The 16,635-nt window shown below is 72.0% G+C and carries 14 protein-coding genes; 1 reads left to right on the forward strand and 13 read right to left on the reverse strand.

Annotated elements, in window-relative coordinates; genetic code table 11:
- Window positions 1–116: 116 nt before the first annotated feature.
- The 12 genes from CKO13_RS02065 to CKO13_RS02120 all read right to left on the reverse strand — a co-directional run bounded on the left by CKO13_RS02065 (window position 117) and on the right by CKO13_RS02120 (window position 14,612).
- The gene (locus tag CKO13_RS02065) at window positions 117–959 is read right to left on the reverse strand and encodes an ExeA family protein (protein WP_200256319.1); all 843 of its coding nucleotides are present in this window, start codon (window positions 957–959) and stop codon (window positions 117–119) included.
- Window positions 960–972: 13 nt separating this feature from the next.
- A complete protein-coding gene (gene mshL / locus CKO13_RS02070; RefSeq protein ID WP_200256321.1) occupies window positions 973–2,547 on the reverse strand; it encodes a pilus (MSHA type) biogenesis protein MshL in 1,575 nt (524 codons plus the stop codon).
- Window positions 2,548–2,623: 76 nt separating this feature from the next.
- On the reverse strand, window positions 2,624–3,118 hold the full coding sequence (locus CKO13_RS02075; protein WP_200256322.1) for a hypothetical protein: 495 nt from the start codon (window positions 3,116–3,118) through the stop codon (window positions 2,624–2,626).
- The gene (locus CKO13_RS02080) at window positions 3,115–3,549 is read right to left on the reverse strand and encodes a hypothetical protein (RefSeq protein ID WP_200256325.1); all 435 of its coding nucleotides are present in this window, start codon (window positions 3,547–3,549) and stop codon (window positions 3,115–3,117) included. The genes CKO13_RS02075 and CKO13_RS02080 overlap by 4 nt, the downstream gene beginning before the upstream one ends.
- A 109-nt stretch (window positions 3,550–3,658) precedes the next feature.
- A complete protein-coding gene (locus CKO13_RS02085; protein WP_200256327.1) occupies window positions 3,659–5,152 on the reverse strand; it encodes a type II secretion system protein in 1,494 nt (497 codons plus the stop codon).
- Window positions 5,153–5,173: 21 nt separating this feature from the next.
- Window positions 5,174–6,388, reverse strand: a complete 1,215-nt coding sequence (locus CKO13_RS02090; RefSeq protein WP_200256329.1) for a type II secretion system F family protein — start codon at window positions 6,386–6,388, stop codon at window positions 5,174–5,176.
- 3 nt (window positions 6,389–6,391) lie between these two features.
- Window positions 6,392–8,059 carry a GspE/PulE family protein gene (locus CKO13_RS02095; protein WP_200256331.1) on the reverse strand — a complete coding sequence of 556 codons (1,668 nt, stop codon included), beginning with the start codon at window positions 8,057–8,059 and terminating at the stop codon, window positions 6,392–6,394.
- A 26-nt stretch (window positions 8,060–8,085) separates the two neighbouring features.
- Complete coding sequence (locus CKO13_RS02100) at window positions 8,086–9,498, reverse strand: hypothetical protein (protein WP_200256332.1); 1,413 nt, start codon at window positions 9,496–9,498, stop codon at window positions 8,086–8,088.
- 125 nt (window positions 9,499–9,623) lie between these two features.
- On the reverse strand, window positions 9,624–10,391 hold the full coding sequence (locus CKO13_RS02105) for a type II secretion system protein (protein ID WP_200256333.1): 768 nt from the start codon (window positions 10,389–10,391) through the stop codon (window positions 9,624–9,626).
- A 70-nt stretch (window positions 10,392–10,461) separates the two neighbouring features.
- Window positions 10,462–11,247, reverse strand: a complete 786-nt coding sequence (locus tag CKO13_RS02110; protein WP_200256334.1) for a type II secretion system protein — start codon at window positions 11,245–11,247, stop codon at window positions 10,462–10,464.
- A gap of 69 nt (window positions 11,248–11,316) precedes the next feature.
- Window positions 11,317–12,009, reverse strand: a complete 693-nt coding sequence (locus CKO13_RS02115) for a hypothetical protein (protein WP_200256335.1) — start codon at window positions 12,007–12,009, stop codon at window positions 11,317–11,319.
- 125 nt (window positions 12,010–12,134) lie between these two features.
- Window positions 12,135–14,612, reverse strand: coding sequence for an AfsR/SARP family transcriptional regulator (locus CKO13_RS02120; protein ID WP_200256336.1), 2,478 nt, complete (start codon window positions 14,610–14,612; stop codon window positions 12,135–12,137).
- 217 nt (window positions 14,613–14,829) lie between these two features.
- Here CKO13_RS02120 and CKO13_RS02125 point away from each other — a divergent pair, with 217 nt between their 5' ends.
- Window positions 14,830–16,461 (forward strand): AMP-binding protein, encoded by a 1,632-nt coding sequence (locus CKO13_RS02125; RefSeq protein WP_200256338.1) that lies wholly within the window; start codon window positions 14,830–14,832, stop codon window positions 16,459–16,461.
- On the opposite strand, the gene CKO13_RS02130 is transcribed toward CKO13_RS02125, so the two are convergent.
- A complete protein-coding gene (locus CKO13_RS02130) occupies window positions 16,451–16,606 on the reverse strand; it encodes a hypothetical protein (protein WP_200256340.1) in 156 nt (51 codons plus the stop codon). The two genes, CKO13_RS02125 and CKO13_RS02130, sit on opposite strands and share 11 nt — an antisense overlap.
- Window positions 16,607–16,635 lie beyond the last annotated feature (29 nt).

The following is a 16,635-nucleotide window of genomic DNA, read 5'->3' on the forward strand; positions in this document are numbered from 1 at the left end:
CACCAGCCAGCGCCGCGGCGCGCGCGCCCGGCCGGGCGCCGCGGCGTAGAGCGGCGGCGGCGCGGGGCGCTCGCCGCCATCGCGCTCGAGGCGGTGGAGGGCCTCCTCGATGATGCTCACAGCGCGCCGCCCCCGCGGCGGACCTCGCGGGCCGCCCGCTTGGCGTGGCGCCGGGTCACCGCCGCCACCCGCTGCGCGTACGCCGCGAGCACCGCGCGATCGGCGATCTGGTTGATCCGCCGCGGCACCCCCTGGCTCTCCCGGTGGATCACCGCCGCCGCCGGCGCCGAGACCTCGAAGTCGAAGTCGCGCTCGCGCGCCGTCAGGATGCGGTGGCGGAGGTAGCGGGCGGTCTCCGGCCGGGAGAAGGGGGCCAGGTGGTAGCGCACCCCGATGCGCTGCGCCAGCGGCCGCATGGCGCGCAGCGCCAGCGTGCGGTCGAGCTCCGGCTGGCCGACGAGCAGCAGCGACAGCAGCTTCTGCTTCTCGGTATCCAGGTTGGAGAGCAGGCGCAGGGACTCCAGCAGCTCCGGCGCCAGCCGGTGCGCCTCATCGATGACCACCGCCGCGCGCTCGCCGCCCTCGGCCATGGCGATGAGCCCGTCGTAGATGGCGCGCTGCATCTGCCCCGGGGTCATGCCGGCCAGCCACTCGCCCTGGAGATCGTGGTGGATGCTCGAGAGCAGGTCCTCGTAGCTCTGCGCGGGATTGAAGACGTAGGCCGTGCGCACCCGCGCCGGCGGGCTGCGCAGCAGGTAGCGGCACAGCAGCGTCTTGCCCAGCCCCACCTCGCCGGTGAGCAGGGCGAAGCCGCCCGCCGTCATGCCGTAGCGCATGTGGGCGAGCGCCGCCTTGTGCTGGCCGCCCGGGTAGAAGAAGTCGGTATCCGGGGTGATGCTGAACGGCGAGCCGGTGAACCCCAGCTCCCGGTAGCAGGCCTCCACATCCGCTACGTCCAAGGCAGATCCTCGCTCACAGGCGCCGCCCGATCACCGTCGGCTCGATGAAGATCACCAGCTCCGTGCGGCTCTTGGCCTCGTAGTCGCTGCTGAAGAGGCGCCCGAGCAGCGGCAGGGAGCCGAGCACCGGGATCCCGCGCCGGCTCTTCGAGGTGCCGTCCTGGATCAGCCCGCCGATGAGCACCGTCTCGCCGTCGCTGACCTGCACCAGGGTGCTGGTCTGCTTGACGTCGAAGATCGGCGCGTTGCTGTCGCCGCTCGGCGACTGGGAGACGTCGACCAGGTCGGTGATCATCGGCGAGACGTCGAGCATCACCCGCCCGTCGTCGGAGATCTGCGGGGTCACCGAGAGCATCAGCCCCTCGCTGAAGTTGTTGGCCGACTCGTCGACCTCGACGATATCCTCGCCGTCCTCGACGAAGCGGGTGGTATTGCGCTCCCAGAAGGTCTGCTGCGTGGCGACCTTGATCACCGCCGGCTGGTTGTTGAGGGTGCGCACCCGCGGCTGCGACATCACGCGCACGTCTCCCTGCTCCTTGAGGGCGCTGACCAGGGAGCTGAAGCTGCCGTCGTTGAAGTCGATGGTCAGCGTGCTGGCGGCGGCGCCGTCGACCCCGGCCGGGCTGGCGCTCCCGCCCCCGCCGGTGAACGAGGTCTGGCTGGTGATCTGGCCGAAGTTGTCCAGGTTGATCCGGGACCAGTCGATGCCCATGGCCTGGTCGTCGCGGAGCTTGACCTCCAGGATGCGCGCCTCGATGGCCACCTGGCGGCCCATGGCGTCCTGCAGGCTGGCGACGAACTGCTCGACGTCCTGGACCCGCGGGTAGACGTCGGAGACCTGCACGGTCCCGGTCATGCGGTTGACCACCAGCCGCCCCTCCCCCGAGAGCAGGCTCCCGAGCTGCTCCTCGATCTCGTCCCAGAACTCGTTGGTCACGCTCTGGCTGATCTCGGCGTCGCCGCTGGAATCGCCACCCCCGCTGCCGCCGCTGCCCTCCACCGAGGCGCTCGAGCTGAAGCTCCCCTCGCGGGACATGCGCACGTAGTCGAGCTCGAAGGTCCGGGTAACCGTGCGCTGGACGTGGATCACGCCGTCGTCCCACGCCCAGTAGAGGCCGTTGCCGCTGAGCAGCAGCCGCATGGCCTGCTCCAGGGGCACGTCCGCGAAGTCCACGTCGACGGTGCCGGTGACGTCGGGGTCGGTGTAGACGTTCAGATCGTACATGCGCCCGAACATCCGCAGCGCCTCGCCCACCGGCAGGGCGTCCGCCCGGAAGCTGTACCGCTGCCCGGAGACCTCCTCGGGCGCTCCGCCCTCCGCGGCCTGGCTGATCATGGGCAGCCGCTGCTCGGCGCCGAGGCGCAGCGGGCCCGCGGCCCCCGACGCCCCGCCCTCGGCGCCGGCCGGCGCCTCCGCCTCGGGCCGCTCCGGCGCCAGGTCCGGATCCTCCAGGAGGCGCTCGTAGGCACTGCCCGGCACCGAGTTGATCTCCGCCTCCGCGCTCGGCTCGGGCTTCTCCTGCATGGTGCCGCAGGCGCTCAGCAGCGGCAGCAACGCAACGGGGGACAGGAAGGCAGCACGTCTCATAATCTTGGGATCCCCTCTTCTCCGGTTCATGGTCCCGCCCGAGGCCGGCGGGCCGGACCCACCCAGGGCCCGTCGACTACAGATCCGCCGCAAAGCGGACCTCCTCCCAGCCCCGCGGCCCGCTCACCACCACGCGATCCATCTCGATGCGCTGGACGCGGTAGCCGAGCACCGCGTCGCCGATCTGGACGACCTCGCCGCCGATGTGGGCGACGCGGCGGTCGTCGTGGATCATCACGCCCACGAGGTCGAGCTGCTCCTGCGCCCGGGGCGGCTCCGGCGCCGCCTCGGCGGCTTTCGCCTGCGGATCGCCGCCCCCGTCGCCGCTGCCGCCGCCGCTCGCCGCGGCGAGCGCCGCCTCGGAGACGGCCGGCTGGAAGGCGGTCATGTCGATGGGCGGCGACTCGCGCCGGCGCCGCTCCCGGATCTGCTCCAGGCCCTCGGGCATCTCCAGGGCCTCCACCGCCGCCACGGAGGCCGAGCCGCCGGGCTCGCCGCCGAGGGCGTTGCCGCCCCACCAGCCCGCCAGCGCCAGCACGGGCAGGATCAGGAAGATGAAGTAGCTGTTCATTGCGCGCCTCCCTCGAAGAGCAGCAGGTTCTCGCCCTGGAGATCGACCTGGTAGGTGAGCGCGCCCCCCTCGCCCCGCGACGAGGCCAGCTGGAAGCGGCGCACCGAGAAGATGCCGTCGCCGCCGTAGTTGGAGCGGAGCATCTCCTCGAGGAGCCCGAGCTGGCCCTGGGAGAACTCGGCGGCGAGGGCGACGTCCTCGCGCCGGCGCTCGCGGCCCGGATCCCAGCCGAGGCGCCCCACGGCCTCGCGGTAGGCCTCCACCTGGCGCTGGAGCTGGCGGAGGTCGGTCTGCGCCCGCTCCACGGCCTGGAGCGCCTGCCGGGCGGCCGCGTGGCGGTCCTGAGCGTAGGCGCTCAGGAACAGCCCCCCGCCGAGGAGCAGGGAGGCGAGCAGGAGCCAGGCCAGGGATCGCTTGATGAATGCATTCATGGGTCGGCTCTCCTGTTCAGCGTCGTCCGCGGGGCGCCCGCCGGGCGCCTACCGTTGCCGGGCCGCGGCGGCGAGGGGGCTGGAGGCGCCTCGAGCAGGGCCGCGGGCGTCATGACTCATTGCTTCCGGTCCAGTCCAATTCGTTACCCTCCGAGTCTTTCCATGAAGCACCCTTTCCGTGTTCCTTTTCACAATTGCCCTCGTCCAGATAATCGCCACACTCCTCTTTGCCACCAACTGGCTCAGCTCGCGATTGGAGATATTTGTCAGGTTTATTCGCCTGGAAAAAGATCTCGGCCTCCGCCGACCCGCTGCTGCCGAGGATGGATGGAGCGAGCCAAGCTTCTGGGCTATCGCCGTCGATCTCGGCCAGGGGTGCTTTGGCGACCAGGAAGTCATCAGCAGCGCCAGTGTTATCCTCAAGGGTGATCACGAGGTGATAAGGTCCTTCATCAGAATCTGAAGGGCCCGCCTCGCCGTAAGCGGGCAGGCAGGCGGACCGGCTGCGCTCCGAGGGCGGGATCGTCAGACGGGTGTGGTAATCACAATCGTCGAGGTTATTGAGCTCATCGCCCTCGTCGGTACCCTCTATATCACATGAGCCATCATCATCCATTTTCCCCTCACTGATCAGGTACCCCGTCATCTTCCACCCGGGCGTCACTCCCATATGGGTGTCGTTGATGAGCGTGACGAGGACCTCGTTATTCCGGCACCGCGCCGGGCCGCTACTGCAGAGCCCGGCCCGGCGCAGCTCGCCGGCGAGGCGCGAGAGGGGGTAGCCCGCCACGTGGCCGTCGTAGCGCAGCGCCGCATCGCTGCGGCCGGGCTCCGCGGGGGTGTTGGGGTTCTCCCAGACCCGGTACACCTTCTCGTCCAGATCAAAGCTGTTCTCCCGGTCCAGGCGCTCCCCCTGGGCCTCCTCGGGGCGGCGGAGCACGACAAAGGCGTAGGGGGAGGCGTTCTCGAGCGCAGCTTCTTTATTGTCTGGATCTCCGCCTTCATCCTCGACGTACCCGCGCGACCAGACCCGCGGCAGGGTGGCCTCCACCTCCTCCTCGTCGTTTTCCAGGCTATCGCCCTCCTGCTCCGCCAGGGCGAGGAGGGTATTGAGGTTCCGGCAGAGCTGGGCCTCACTGCCGCCGGTGCCGATCCCGGTATCTGCGCCATCCAGTTCGCCCTGATCGCCACCATCAACCTCGATCCACTCCACCCAATCCGCGATGGAGAACGCCTCTTCCGCCCGCAGGGCCGGATGCACGTCGTAGCCGAGCAGGGCGCTGCCGCTGCCGGTGGCGGAGACGCCCAGGGTGTCGGCGGGCAGGGCGCCGGGAACGCCGGGATCGGTCTCGCCGCCGTCCTCATGCAAGAGGGCGCGGTTATCGCCGTCGATCGCCCGCGGCGCCGGCAGGCCGCCGCCGGCGAGGAGCTCGCCGAAGAGGGCCTCCTTGCCCTCCTCGATCACTTGCCGGTCGCTGCTGCGCCGGGTCTGCTCCAGGAGGATGCCGACCGTCGAGAAGCCGATGGTGACGAGCATCCCGGCGATGACGAGCACCACGGCCATCTCGACCAGGGTGAATCCGCTGCTGCTGTGCCGCTGCATGGCTCTCTCCTCCTGCGCCCGCTAGAGGCCGGCGCCCACATCGCGGACCATCTGGTAGATCGGGCCGACGACGGCGACGACGAAGATGACGAAGAACAGCCCGACGACGAGGACGATGATCGGCTCGAAGAGCTTGCTGACCACCTCCACGAGGTTCTGCACCCGGCGGTAGTAGATCTCGGCGAGCTTGCGGAGCTGGCCGTCGAGGCTGCCGGTCTGCTCGCCGAGGCCGATCATCCGCACCCCCAGGGGCTCGAAGGCCCGGGTCCGGGCGAAGGCGGTCTCCAGGGGCTCGCCGGTGCGCAGCTGCTCCTCGATGGGGGCGAGCCGGCGCCGGAAGTCCTTGTTGGTGGTGGACTCGCGGACGGCCTCCAGGGCGCGGGTGATGACCACCCCGGAGGCGTACATCACCCCCAGGTACTGGAAGTAGAAAGCCCACTGCGAGCCGCGCACCAGCCGGCCGACGATGGGCATCCGCCACAGGCCCGCGTCGATGAGCCGCCCCGGCCCCTTGAGCCAGCGCAGCCCCTTGAGCGCCACCGGGATCAGCAGCACGCCGACGAGCACCCCGAGCCAGTGCTCCTGGAACCAGCCGCTGATGGCGAGGACGTTGCGCGTGATCGGCGGCAGCGCCACGTTCATCTGCCGGAAGACCTGCTCGAGCTGCGGGATGACGAAGGCCAGCCAGAAGAGCAGCGCCGCGAAGAAGACGAAGAGCGCGAACATCGGGTAGAGCAGCGCCCGGAAGACGGCGTTGCGGATGGCGAGCATGCGGTCGAGGTGGGCGCCGGCGTCGGCCAGGGTGCGGTCGATGGTCCCCGACTCCTCGCCGATGGCCGCCATGTTGACCACGATCTCGGGGAAGGCGCCGGTCTGGCGCAGCGCCTCGGAGAAGGGGTAGCCGGCGTAGAGCAGCCGCTTGACCTCGCGCAGCTGGCGGCGCATCGGCCCCGAGCGGGTGGCGTCGGCCATGTCGTTGAGGGCCGACTGGAAGTCCACGCCGCCGCCGATGTAGATGGCGAGGTTGTTGCAGAACTCCGCCACATCCGCCGTCCGGGGCTTGCGCCGCAGGGCCTCGCCGAGCCGGGCGAAGCCGTCCGGCAGCGCCGTGAAGCGGTAGAGGGTCTCGCCCCGCAGGCCGAGCTCGCGGGCCAGCTCGTCGAGGCTGGCGTGGCGGGCCCGGCCGCGCACGGGGGCGCCGGCGCGGTCGATGGCCGTGTAGAGGTAGAATGGCATGGCCTAGCGGATCACTCGCTCGACTTCGGTCAGGTCCGTCACCCCCTGCTCCACCAGCCCCAGGGCCGACTGCCAGAGGGTGTGCATCCCCTTCTCCTCGGCCAGGCGCCGCAGCTGCAGGGCGTTGCCGCCCTCGTCGATGAGCGCGCGGATCTCGTCGTCGACGCGGAGCACCTCGCCCACCGCGACCCGGCCGAGGTAGCCGGTCCGCAGGCAGCGCTCGCAGCCGCGGGCGCGGTAGAGGGTCGCCGCCGCCAGGCCGTAGGCCTCCCGCTCGGCCTCGTCCGGGGTGTAGGGCGCCCGGCAGTGCTCGCAGAGCTTGCGCACCAGGCGCTGCGAGACGACGCCCACCAGCGACGAGGAGAGGAGGTAGCTCTCGATGCCCAGGTCGCGCATGCGCACCACGGCGCCGGCGGCGTCGTTGGTGTGCAGCGTGGAGAGGACGAGGTGGCCGGTCTGCGCCGAGCGGATGGTCAGCTGCGCGGTCTCCTGGTCGCGGACCTCGCCGACGAGCATCACGTCGGGGTCGTGGCGCAGGAAGGAGCGGATGGCGGAGGCGAAGGTCAGCCCGGCGCGCTCGTTGACCGAGACCTGGCGGATCAGCGGCATGGCGTACTCCACCGGATCCTCGATGGTGAGCACGTTCTTCTCCATGGTGTTGATCTTGCGCAGCGCCGCGTAGAGGGTGGTGCTCTTGCCGGAGCCGGTGGGGCCGGTGACCAGGAGCAGCCCGTAGGGGACGTCGGCCATGCGCACGACGTCGGCGACCTGCTGGGGCTGGAAGCCGACGCTCTCGAGGCTGATGAGCTCGCCGCCGCCGGAGAGCAGGCGCAGGACCATGGACTCGCCGCTGCTCGCCGGCGCCGTGGACAGGCGCAGGTCGAAGCTCTCGCCGAGGAAGCTGAAGCTCATGCGCCCGTCGAGGGGGCGGTTCTGCTCGGCGATGTCCATGTTGGCGGCGACCTTGATCGCCGAGATCAGCCGCACGTGGGCCTCCGGCGGCAGCGTGTAGCGCAGCTGCAGGACGCCGTCGATGCGGTAGGAGATCAGCGAGGCCACCGGCGTCGGCTGGATGTGCACGTCCGAGGCGCCGAGCTCCACCGCCCCGGTGATGAGCAGCTCCATGAGCCGCTCCGGGGCGTAGTTGCGCCCGGCCTGGGCGTCGCGGGCGATACGCTCGACGTCGTCGTCGATGGGGTGCTCGGCGAAGTAGTAGAGGCGCTGGATCTGCTCGCGCAGCCGCCCCCGCGGCGCCACCCGCAGGCGCAGCGGGTAGCGGGTGAAGCGGGCGGCGCGGCTGACACCGTCGCTGTCGAAGGGGTCGGAGACGGCGACCTCGAGCCGCCCGCCGGCGTCGACGCGCAGCGGCAGGAGCTCGTAGCGCTGGGCGAAGTTGTAGGGCAGCTCGCGGAGCACCTCCCCGCCGGGCGCCGCCCCCGCGAGCGGCTCGAAGGGGTAGCCGGACTGCTGGGCGAGGACCTCGGCCACCTCCCGGTCGGTGACGAAGCGCAGCCGCTGGAGCACGTCGCCGAGGCGCTCGCGGCTCATGCGCTGGACCTGGAGGGCGTAGGCCACCTGCTCGGGGGTGATGGCCCCGCTCTGCTCGAGGAGCTGGCCGATGGGCCGCCCCGCTCCCGCCTCGCTCCCCGCCGCCTGCACTTCCTCAGCCATGGCCCTGCCTCCTTCTGTCGCTGCGCCTAGAACGCCTCGGCCTGGACGCTCAGCCGCGAGCTGAGCACCCCCCGGCCCTGCCGCTCGGGGGCGGGCTCGTAGCGGAACTCGCTGCCCGAGAGCTCGACGCGCTCGCCGAGCCGGCTCACCGTCGCCTCGGCGAGCCCCCGGGCGCGGTCGTAGCCGCCGGCGAGCTCCACCTCCAGGTCGGCGGCGAAGGCCTCGGCGGGCTGCTCCTCGTCGTCGCCGTCGCGGGCCTCCAGCGAGAGGCTGCGCACGTGGCCCTCGGCGGGGATCTGCTCGGCGAGCCAGGCGAGGAAGCGGTCGAGGCGCAGCGCCCGGCGCTCGCGCTCGTGGAGGCTCAGCGCCGCATCGAGCTCCTCGAGGGCGCCCGCGGGCGGGCGCTGCTCCTGGAGCTCGGCGCGGCGCGCCTGGTAGCGCTCCTGGGCTACCTTCAAGTCGCCCTCCGCCGCGACGGCCTGGCTGAGCTGGTAGGCGCCGGCGCCGGCGAGGGCCACGCCCACCGCGGCGGCGATCCCTGCCGCCGGGGTGGCAATGCGGTGGGCGAGGACCTGGTGCTGATAGTCGGCCTCCTGCATGTCCGCCCACGACGGGACGAAGGCGAGGCCGTAGAGCTCGGGCTCGTGGAGGATGGCGTTCTCGGCGGCGCCGGCGAGCAGCCCGGCCATGCGCGCCTCGAGCTGGCTGCGCTCCTGGGCGGCCTCGTCACGGCGCATGGGCGTGCCCACCAGGTCGCCGAGGGCGAAGCGGTAGCGCAGGGCGCGCTCGTGCTCGGCGGTGAGCCCGCTCTCGGCGGCGTCGATCAGCCGCTCGTAGCGGCCCGCCTCGCCGCCGACCTCCTCCTCGGCGCCCGGGCCGCGGTCGAAGACCCGCTCGGTGCGCCGCCAGCGCACCCGGCCGTTCTCGATGAACAGGGCGAGGAAGAAGGTGCCGCGGGCCCAGTAGGCCATCGACGGCTCCCGCGTGACCCGCCCGACCAGGGCGGCGATGGCCGCCTCGCCGGCGGTGAGCAGCTCCGCCGGGCGGGCCGAGCGCGGCAGCGCCTCGGCGGCGAGGGCCACGTCGTCCTCGGCCATGGCCATCATGTAGGTGTCGGCGCGGCCCTCGGCGAGGCGCGCCACCCGGGTGCGCAGCCGGTACGGCTCGGTGAAGATCGACTCGCCGTCGAGGTAGCGCCGGGCCACGAAGGGCACCAGGCGGCGCCTGAAGGCCTCCAGCTCGACGCGCTCGAGGTGGGTCAGCGGCGAGAGGAGGCTCGCCCGCAGCCGCCCCGCCCGCAACCCGCCGAGCTCGTCGAGGGTGCAGCTCCCCCGCCGGTCGATGCGCCGCCCGCGCAGCAGCGCGTAGCGCGCCCGCTGCGTGCCGTCCTCCGCCCGGAGGCGGTCCATGGTGACCAGGAGGGTGCTCACGAATGCCATATCAGGCCCTCTGCTCGGCAGCTCAAGACGCCCGTCCGCCGTCTCCGCCGGACCGGGCCGGGGCGGCACGCCCCGGCCCCATCGCGGGATAAGCGGGGCGTAACGCCCCGCTGCGCTTCATTGACTTATCCACCGTCGAGATTTGATTCCGGCGGGACGTCCTCGAAGAAGTAGGCCACGTGGACTTTGTCATCCGGGGACTTGGCATCTTGTGCCCACCCATCTGCTGCCTCCGAAGCGACAACACCTCCTTCGCTCATCCACCGAACCCGCCCCCCCAACGGGTCGTCGGCGTTGCCGTCGATGGACTCGTCCATGGCGCGGGCCAGGAAGCGGCTGACCCCGGCGACGACAATCGCGTTGTAGGAGGTAAGATTTCCACCTACAACGACTCGCCCCGCGAAGATGTAGTCGTCGTCCGTGTGCTCGGCGACGTCCCGGTTCACCGAGGTCTCGTTGATAAAACCGGCCTCCTTGAGGTCGTTGTAGAAGAGATTGGCGCCGGGGTCGCCATCAAGAGCCGTATCACCTTCCACACCCTCATCCCCGGGGTTATCCGGGCAGAAATCGCCGGAATCCAAGTCGGAGTCGCTATCCACGGCCAGGTAGTTTGCCCGCTTGGCACGGGTATTGGGATTACCTAGATCGAGAATTTGAGTATCAAAAAACCCGTTATTATCGCAGTCCCCCGGGTAGCGCTCGCGCTGGTCGCGGAAGTTCTGGGCCATCGACTCGATGTTCTTGACCTGGTTCTTCAGCCGCGTGGCCTGGGCGTTCTTGATCAGCTCCTGCCCGGCGAAGACCGCCCCGAGCAGGAGGCCGACAATCACCAGCACCACCGAGAGCTCCACCAGGGTAAAACCGCCCTGCCGGTGTCGATTCGCATGCCGCATCGCTGTCCTCTCCCTAGAAGGGCCCCTCGATCCACCGAGGGGGAATCAAGGCTGCCTGTCCACCTGCCGATCAGTCCGTCGGCACGTCCTCGAAGAAGTAGGCCACGTGGACCTTGCTGTCCGGGCTGCCAGCACCACCACTACTCCAATCGGACCAGGAGCTGTCATCCTCAATGGTTCCATCTGTCTGGATACCCCGGATACGCCCCCCATCCATATCGTCGGCGTTGCCGTCGATGGACTCGTCCATGGCGCGGGCCAGGAAGCGGCTGACCCCGGCGATGACCATCACGTTATAGGGGTAACCACCTTCATCAATCTGCATGGCGAAGATGTAGTCGTCGTCCGTGTGCTCGGCGACGTCCCGGTTCACCGAGGTCTCGTTGATAAAACCGGCCTCCTTGAGGTCGTTGTAGAAAAGGTTGGCGCCGGGATTTCCACCGTGAAGTTGGGCGTCACCCTCGTAAGTTTCGGCATCCCGAGGGCAAAAACTTCCTTCTTCCCAACTTCCATCACCACCCTCTGCTAAAGAAATAGCAGTATCCGTGCTCAGATAGCCTGCACGAGCAGCGCGATCATCGGGACTTGACAAGCCATCCCCTATTGCAATTCCAATGATTCCATCGTTATTGCAATCCCCGGGATACCGCCCGCGCTGATCCCGGAAGTTCTGGGCCATGGTCTCGATGTTCTTGACCTGGTTCTTCAGCCGCGTGGCCTGGGCGTTCTTGATCAGCTCCTGCCCGGCGAAGACCGCCCCGAGCAGGAGGCCGACAATCACCAGGACCACCGAGAGCTCCACCAGGGTGAAGCCGCCCTGCCGGTGCCGTACTCCGTTGCCTTGCTGCTGCTTCATGGCTCCTTCCTCTCGTTAGCGTTGCGCGGCCCGCTGCCCCGGCCCCCGTGGCGGGGCGGGCGGCCGCCTTCAGTGGAACAGCCGCCGGAAGCCCAGGCGCACGGCCTCCTCGTCGCTCAGCCACTCCACCTCGGCGTAGCCGGCGTAGCGGCGGTTGGCGGAGAAGCCCGTGACCTGCGCCCGGCCTCCGACCTGGCTGCGGACATCGGCGTCGTCGGCCAGCCGCAGCACGGCCCGCAGGTCCGTGCGCCAGTGCTCGGCGTGGCCGGTGACCCCGATCTGGACCCCGCCCTCGGTGTAGGCCGAGGAGACCCGCTCCTCATCGATCCCCAGGGCAGCGGGGAGCGTGCGGGGGAACTTGATGTCGTAGTCGAAGTAGCCGAGCTCCAGCTCGTAGACGGCGTCGAGACGGGGGGCCAGGGGCTCGCGCACCCCCAGGGCGACGCGCAGGCGCTCGATGACGCCCTTCTTGATGTGCTCGGCGTCGTACTCCTCGAGGCGCTCGAGGCGGGCCCGGTAGTGGAAGCGCCCGCCCCAGTACCCCCGGACGCCGAGGCCGGCGCCGAGGAACTGGTCCCCCGCCGCCTCGAGCTGCGCCTCGGAGAGCTCGTCCAGGCCCTCGCGCTCGTAGCCCGTCCCCGAGAGGTCGAGGATGAAGGGCGCCCGCTTGGGCTCCGCCCCGGCGGCCGGCGCCGCGAGCAGGAGCGCGGCCCCGAGGAGCAGCAGGAGGTGGCGAGCCCGCGGCCGGTATGCTTGGCTCATGGAAAACGTCCTTTCTCGCCGGCTGGCTTCCTTGACGTTTTCCCACGCTAGGTAAAGGGGTACAACGCCCGCGGCGTGAAACCCGTGTGAAACCGCGGGCCTGGCGCAAAACGCCGCACCCGGCCCTAGGAGGCCGCGCCCTCGTCGGCCGGCGTCCCGGCGGCCTGCGGCCCGGCACTGCCCTGGACGAGGAAGGCACGGATGCGCCGGCGCTCCGAGGCCGGCAGGCCGTCGCGGGCGAACTCGCGCAGGAGCGGCTCGCGGAAGGCGTAGCCCGGCTCCCCGCGCGCCGGCCGCGCCGCCAGCACGCCGGTCTCGACGAGGGCCGCCAGGTCGGCGGTCAGGCCCTCGGGGGACCAGAGCTCCGGGTCCGCGGCGGCGGCGCGCTCGAGCCCGCGCCGGGTGAAGTGCTCGCCGAGCTGCGCGGCGAGCAGCACCGTATAGCGCAGCCGCCCGAGCCGGTCCAGGCGCTCGGCGAGGATGTCGCGCAGCCCGGCGGGGACCGCCTCGCCGGGCCCCTCCGCGGGGCGCCAGCCGGCCTTGACCCACTGCTCGATGAACAGCGGATTCCCGCCGCAGACGGTGATGGAGAGCGGCCGCAGTGGCTCCGGTATGCCGTCGCGCTGCGCCACGATCTGGGCCAGGCTGCGGGCGGAGTCGGGGTGGAGCGCGCCGAGGCGGAGGGTGGGCAGGCGCTGCGCCAGGGCCGTATCGAGGCCCTCCGGCCGGCCAGTGAGCACCAGGAGCAGGCCCGGGACGCCGGGCGGCGCCAGGAGCTCCTCGAGCAGCTCCCGGGTGGCGCCGTCCAGCCACTGGAGGTCCTCGAGGATCAGGGCCAGGGGGCGGCGGCTCGCCAGGGCCTGGATGGCCTCGCCGATGACCTGCTGCATGCGCGCCTGCCGCTGCCCCGCGCCGAGCTGCCGGATCGCCGCTTGCGGCGGGGGCGTGGTGTCGAGGAGCTCGGCGAGCAGCTCGACGGCCAGCGGATCGCTGACCCCGAGCGGCCGGAGCCACCGGCGCAGCCGGCGGCAGACCCCCGTCCACGGCGCCTCGGCGCTCAGCCCCGTCAGCCGCGCCACCGCCTCGCGCACCGGCTGGAAGGGGGTACCCTGCAGCCGGGCGCAGCCGTAGGCCCACAGGCAGCCCCCGCCGTCGCCGGTCACGTGCTCCTCGAGCCACGCCATCAGGCGCGACTTGCCCATGCCCAGCTCGCCGGCGACCAGCACGGCCTCGGCGCCCTCGCCGCGGCGCACCGCCTGCCAGAGGTGGCCGAGCGTCTCCCGCTCCCCTACCCGCCCCTGGAGCGGGTAGCGCTGGACGGCGCGCCGCTCGGGCAGCCGGACCGCCCCCGCCGCGATGCGGTAGCAGTGCGCCACCCGGCCGGCGACGGCGGGGCGGACCCCCTCCGCCTCGAGCCCGAGCAGCCCGGCGGCCAGCTGCCCGGCCTCCGGTCCCAGGTAGACCGACCCGGCCAGGGCCAGGGCCGCGAGAGTCCGGGCGGTCAGCGCCGCCCCGCCGCAGACCGGCTGGACGCTGTCCCCGGAGACGAGCGTCACCCCCGACTCGACGCCCGCGGAGCCGCCGACGGCGGCCACCAGCTCCCGGGCGGCCCACAGCGCCTGGACCAGGAGCAGCTCATCGCCGCGCGGGTAGCCGAACCACAGGGTGACCCCGTAGGGATCGGTGCCGGGCGCGATGAAGCCGCCGTAGCGGGCGGCGACCACCTCCGCCTCCTCCCGGAGCCGGTGCAGCTGCGCCTGCAGGGCCTCGGGATCGAAGGCCGGCTCGAGCTGGATGTAGACGGCCGTGGCGGGGCGCTGCTCCTGCCACGGCGCGTGCGCCAGCAGGCTGCGCGCCTGGAGCAGGTCCCGCACGAGGCCGGTGACGGCCTCGGGGACCTCCATCCCCTCATGGGAGCGCAGCCACGCCGCGTAGCGCTGGTAGGCGCTCACCGCGCCCTCGTAGTCGCCGAGGGCGAGCAGGCAGCGCAGCAGCGCCTGCTGCGCCTGCTCGCTGCGGAAGCTGATCTCCACCGCCTGGCGGGCGGCCGCCAGGGCTTCCCGCAGATCGCCGGCGAGGCGCGTGCCGTTGGCCACGCCGGCGGCCAGGGCCGTGGCGCGCTCCCGGTAGTAGGCGCGGCGCTCCGCGAGCCAGCGGCCAGCGCCGTCCCGCTCGTCGAGCTCGACGTCGGCGAGGAAGGGGCCGCGGTAGGCCGCCAGGGCCTGGCGCATCCGCTCGAGCGCCGGGGCGCCCCTCTCTTCCCGCGGCGCGACCTCCCCCTCCAGCCGGCTCGTATCCAGCCGCAGCTCGGTGCCGGCCGCCAGGCCGACGCGGCCCGGCTCGATGAGCCAGGGCGTTCCGGCACAGCCGCACTCCCGGCGCAGCCGGGCCAGGAGCTGGCGAAGGGAGACGCGGGCGTTGGGCATGGGGGTGCGCGGCCAGAGGAAGGCGGCGAGCTCGGAGCGCTCGTGCCAGCTCTCGCTGTAGAGGGCGAGGTAGGCGAGCAGGACGCGCAAGCGGGCCGAGCCCTGCCCCACGTGGAGCGCCGCCCCGTCGAGCCGTATCTCGAGCCCCCCGAGGAGGCGCATCTCGAGCTCTGGCATCCTCAATACCCCATCAGCACGAGTGGCTCTTGAAGTTATACAATTTATACGGTCAATGCGTGATTCCGGCGTGAATCGGTCACTAGCACGGCGGGGAGCGGCAGCAGGGAGGCGAGGGGCGCCGCGGGAGAGGGGACTCGCGCCCGCCCCCTTGCACCAGGCCACAAAGGGGACTCACGATAGCCGGATCGCCTCTCAACCACCGGACGGGCCGCCCATGGGCACAGAGCACCCCGAATTCTCCTGGTCCGAGGTGGAGTCGAGCTGGCTCGCCCCGCAACCGGACGGCGGCCTGAACCTCGCCTACCAGTGCCTCGACCGCCACGTCACCGCCGGCTGCGGCGACCGCGAGGCCCTGATCTGGCGCGGCGCCGCGGGCGAGCGGCGGGCCTACACCTACGCCGGGCTGCTCCACGAGGCCGAGCGCTTCGCCGCGGCGCTGGCCCGCCACGGGGTGCACCTGGCCGAGCGCGTCTGCACCCTCGGGCCGCGCCGCCCGGAGCTCTACATCGCCGCCCTCGGCACCCTGCGCCACGGGGCGGTCTTCGCGCCGCTGTTCTCCGTCTACGGCCCGGACCCGATCCGCCGCCGCCTGGAGCTCGGCGAGGCCCGCGTCGTCGTCACCACCGAGCGGCTCTACCAGGAGCGCATCGCGCCGGTGCGCGGCGCCCTGCCGGCGCTCGAGCACGTCGTGCTCATCGACGGCGAGGCCCCCGGCGCCGAGTCCTGGGAGGCGTTCTGCGCCGGCGAGGAGGGGCCGGCGCCGCCGGCCACCGGCCCGGAGTACCCGGCGCTGCTCCACTTCACCAGCGGCACCACGGGGCCGCCCAAGGGCGTGCTCCACGTCCACCGCGCCGGCGCCGCCCACCTGGCCACCGGCCGGCTCGTCCTCGGCCTGGAGGCGGGCACGCGCTACTGGTGCACCGCCGACCCCGGCTGGGTGACCGGCGTCTCCTACGGCATCCTCGCCCCGCTGATGTGCGGCAGTACGGTGATCGTCGACGAGGGGGACTTCGACGCCGTGCGCTGGTACGAGATCCTCGAGGCGGAGGGGGTGCAGTGCTGGTTCACGGCGCCGACGGCCCTGCGCATGCTCCGGCGGGCCGGGCGCGAGGCCCTCGGCGGGCGGGACCTGGGGGCGCTGGAGCGCGTCTTCAGCACCGGCGAGCCCCTCGACCCGGCGATCGCGGAGTGGAGCGAGGCGTACCTCGGCTGCCCCGCCCGGGACGCCTGGTGGCAGTCGGAGACCGGGGCGATCATGACCGCGCAGTACGGCGAGGAGCCGCCGCGCCCCGGCGCCATGGGGCGGCCGGTGCCCGGCATCGAGCTGATGCTCGGCCGCGTCGAGGGGGAGCGCGTCGAGCCGGTCACCGCCGCCGGCGAGACGGCCGAGATCCTCATCCGCCGCGGCTGGCCGTCGATGTTCCGCGCCTACCTCGGGGCGCCGGAGCGCTACCGCGAGGCCTTCGTCGACAACTGGTACCGCTCGGGGGACCTGGCGCAGTACGACGCCGACGGCGGCCTGCGCTTTATCGGCCGGATCGACGACGTCATCAAGACCGCCGGGCACATGGTGGGGCCCGCCGAGGTCGAGGCCGTGCTCAACCACCACCCCGATGTCGGCGAGTGCGGGGTCAGCGGCATCCCCGACCCGGTCGCCGGGCAGCTCGTCGCCGCCTGGGTCGTGCCGCGGCGGCGCTTCGCGCAGACCGCGGCGCTGCGCAGCGCCCTGCTCGCCTACGCCCGCAAGCGCCTCGGCGCCATCGTGGCGCCGCGGGAGATCTACTTCGTCGACGAGCTGCCCAAGACCCCCAGCGGCAAGATCCTGCGCCGCGAGCTCACGGCTTGAGCCGCCGGCGCAGGGCCCGCCCGACGGCCTTGCCGGTGTCGTAGCCGCTCAGCCGCTGCCCGCGGCGCTCGCGGCGCACCTCCTCGGCCCCGCGCGCCAGGCGCGCGAGGCGTACTGCCCAGGGTACCGCTCGCCACCAGCTCACGCTCCGTCCCTCCTGAACTGCCTGCCGGG

Origin of the sequence: Halorhodospira neutriphila, from assembly GCF_016584055.1 — a bacterium.
GTDB classification, from domain to species: Bacteria; Pseudomonadota; Gammaproteobacteria; order Nitrococcales; family Halorhodospiraceae; genus Halorhodospira; species Halorhodospira neutriphila.

What these genes read in the sequence shown, in the direction of transcription:
- mshL (WP_200256321.1), bottom strand. Translation starts at nt 2,547, where the DNA reads ATGAGACGTGCTGCCTTCCTGTCCCCCGTTGCGTTGCTGCCGCTGCTG.
- CKO13_RS02075 (WP_200256322.1), bottom strand. Translation starts at nt 3,118, where the DNA reads ATGAACAGCTACTTCATCTTCCTGATCCTGCCCGTGCTGGCGCTGGCG.
- CKO13_RS02080 (WP_200256325.1), bottom strand. Translation starts at nt 3,549, where the DNA reads ATGAATGCATTCATCAAGCGATCCCTGGCCTGGCTCCTGCTCGCCTCC.
- CKO13_RS02085 (WP_200256327.1), bottom strand. Translation starts at nt 5,152, where the DNA reads ATGCAGCGGCACAGCAGCAGCGGATTCACCCTGGTCGAGATGGCCGTG.
- CKO13_RS02090 (WP_200256329.1), bottom strand. Translation starts at nt 6,388, where the DNA reads ATGCCATTCTACCTCTACACGGCCATCGACCGCGCCGGCGCCCCCGTG.
- CKO13_RS02095 (WP_200256331.1), bottom strand. Translation starts at nt 8,059, where the DNA reads ATGGCTGAGGAAGTGCAGGCGGCGGGGAGCGAGGCGGGAGCGGGGCGG.
- CKO13_RS02100 (WP_200256332.1), bottom strand. Translation starts at nt 9,498, where the DNA reads ATGGCATTCGTGAGCACCCTCCTGGTCACCATGGACCGCCTCCGGGCG.
- CKO13_RS02105 (WP_200256333.1), bottom strand. Translation starts at nt 10,391, where the DNA reads ATGCGGCATGCGAATCGACACCGGCAGGGCGGTTTTACCCTGGTGGAG.
- CKO13_RS02110 (WP_200256334.1), bottom strand. Translation starts at nt 11,247, where the DNA reads ATGAAGCAGCAGCAAGGCAACGGAGTACGGCACCGGCAGGGCGGCTTC.
- CKO13_RS02115 (WP_200256335.1), bottom strand. Translation starts at nt 12,009, where the DNA reads ATGAGCCAAGCATACCGGCCGCGGGCTCGCCACCTCCTGCTGCTCCTC.
- CKO13_RS02120 (WP_200256336.1), bottom strand. Translation starts at nt 14,612, where the DNA reads ATGCCAGAGCTCGAGATGCGCCTCCTCGGGGGGCTCGAGATACGGCTC.
- CKO13_RS02125 (WP_200256338.1), top strand. Translation starts at nt 14,830, where the DNA reads ATGGGCACAGAGCACCCCGAATTCTCCTGGTCCGAGGTGGAGTCGAGC.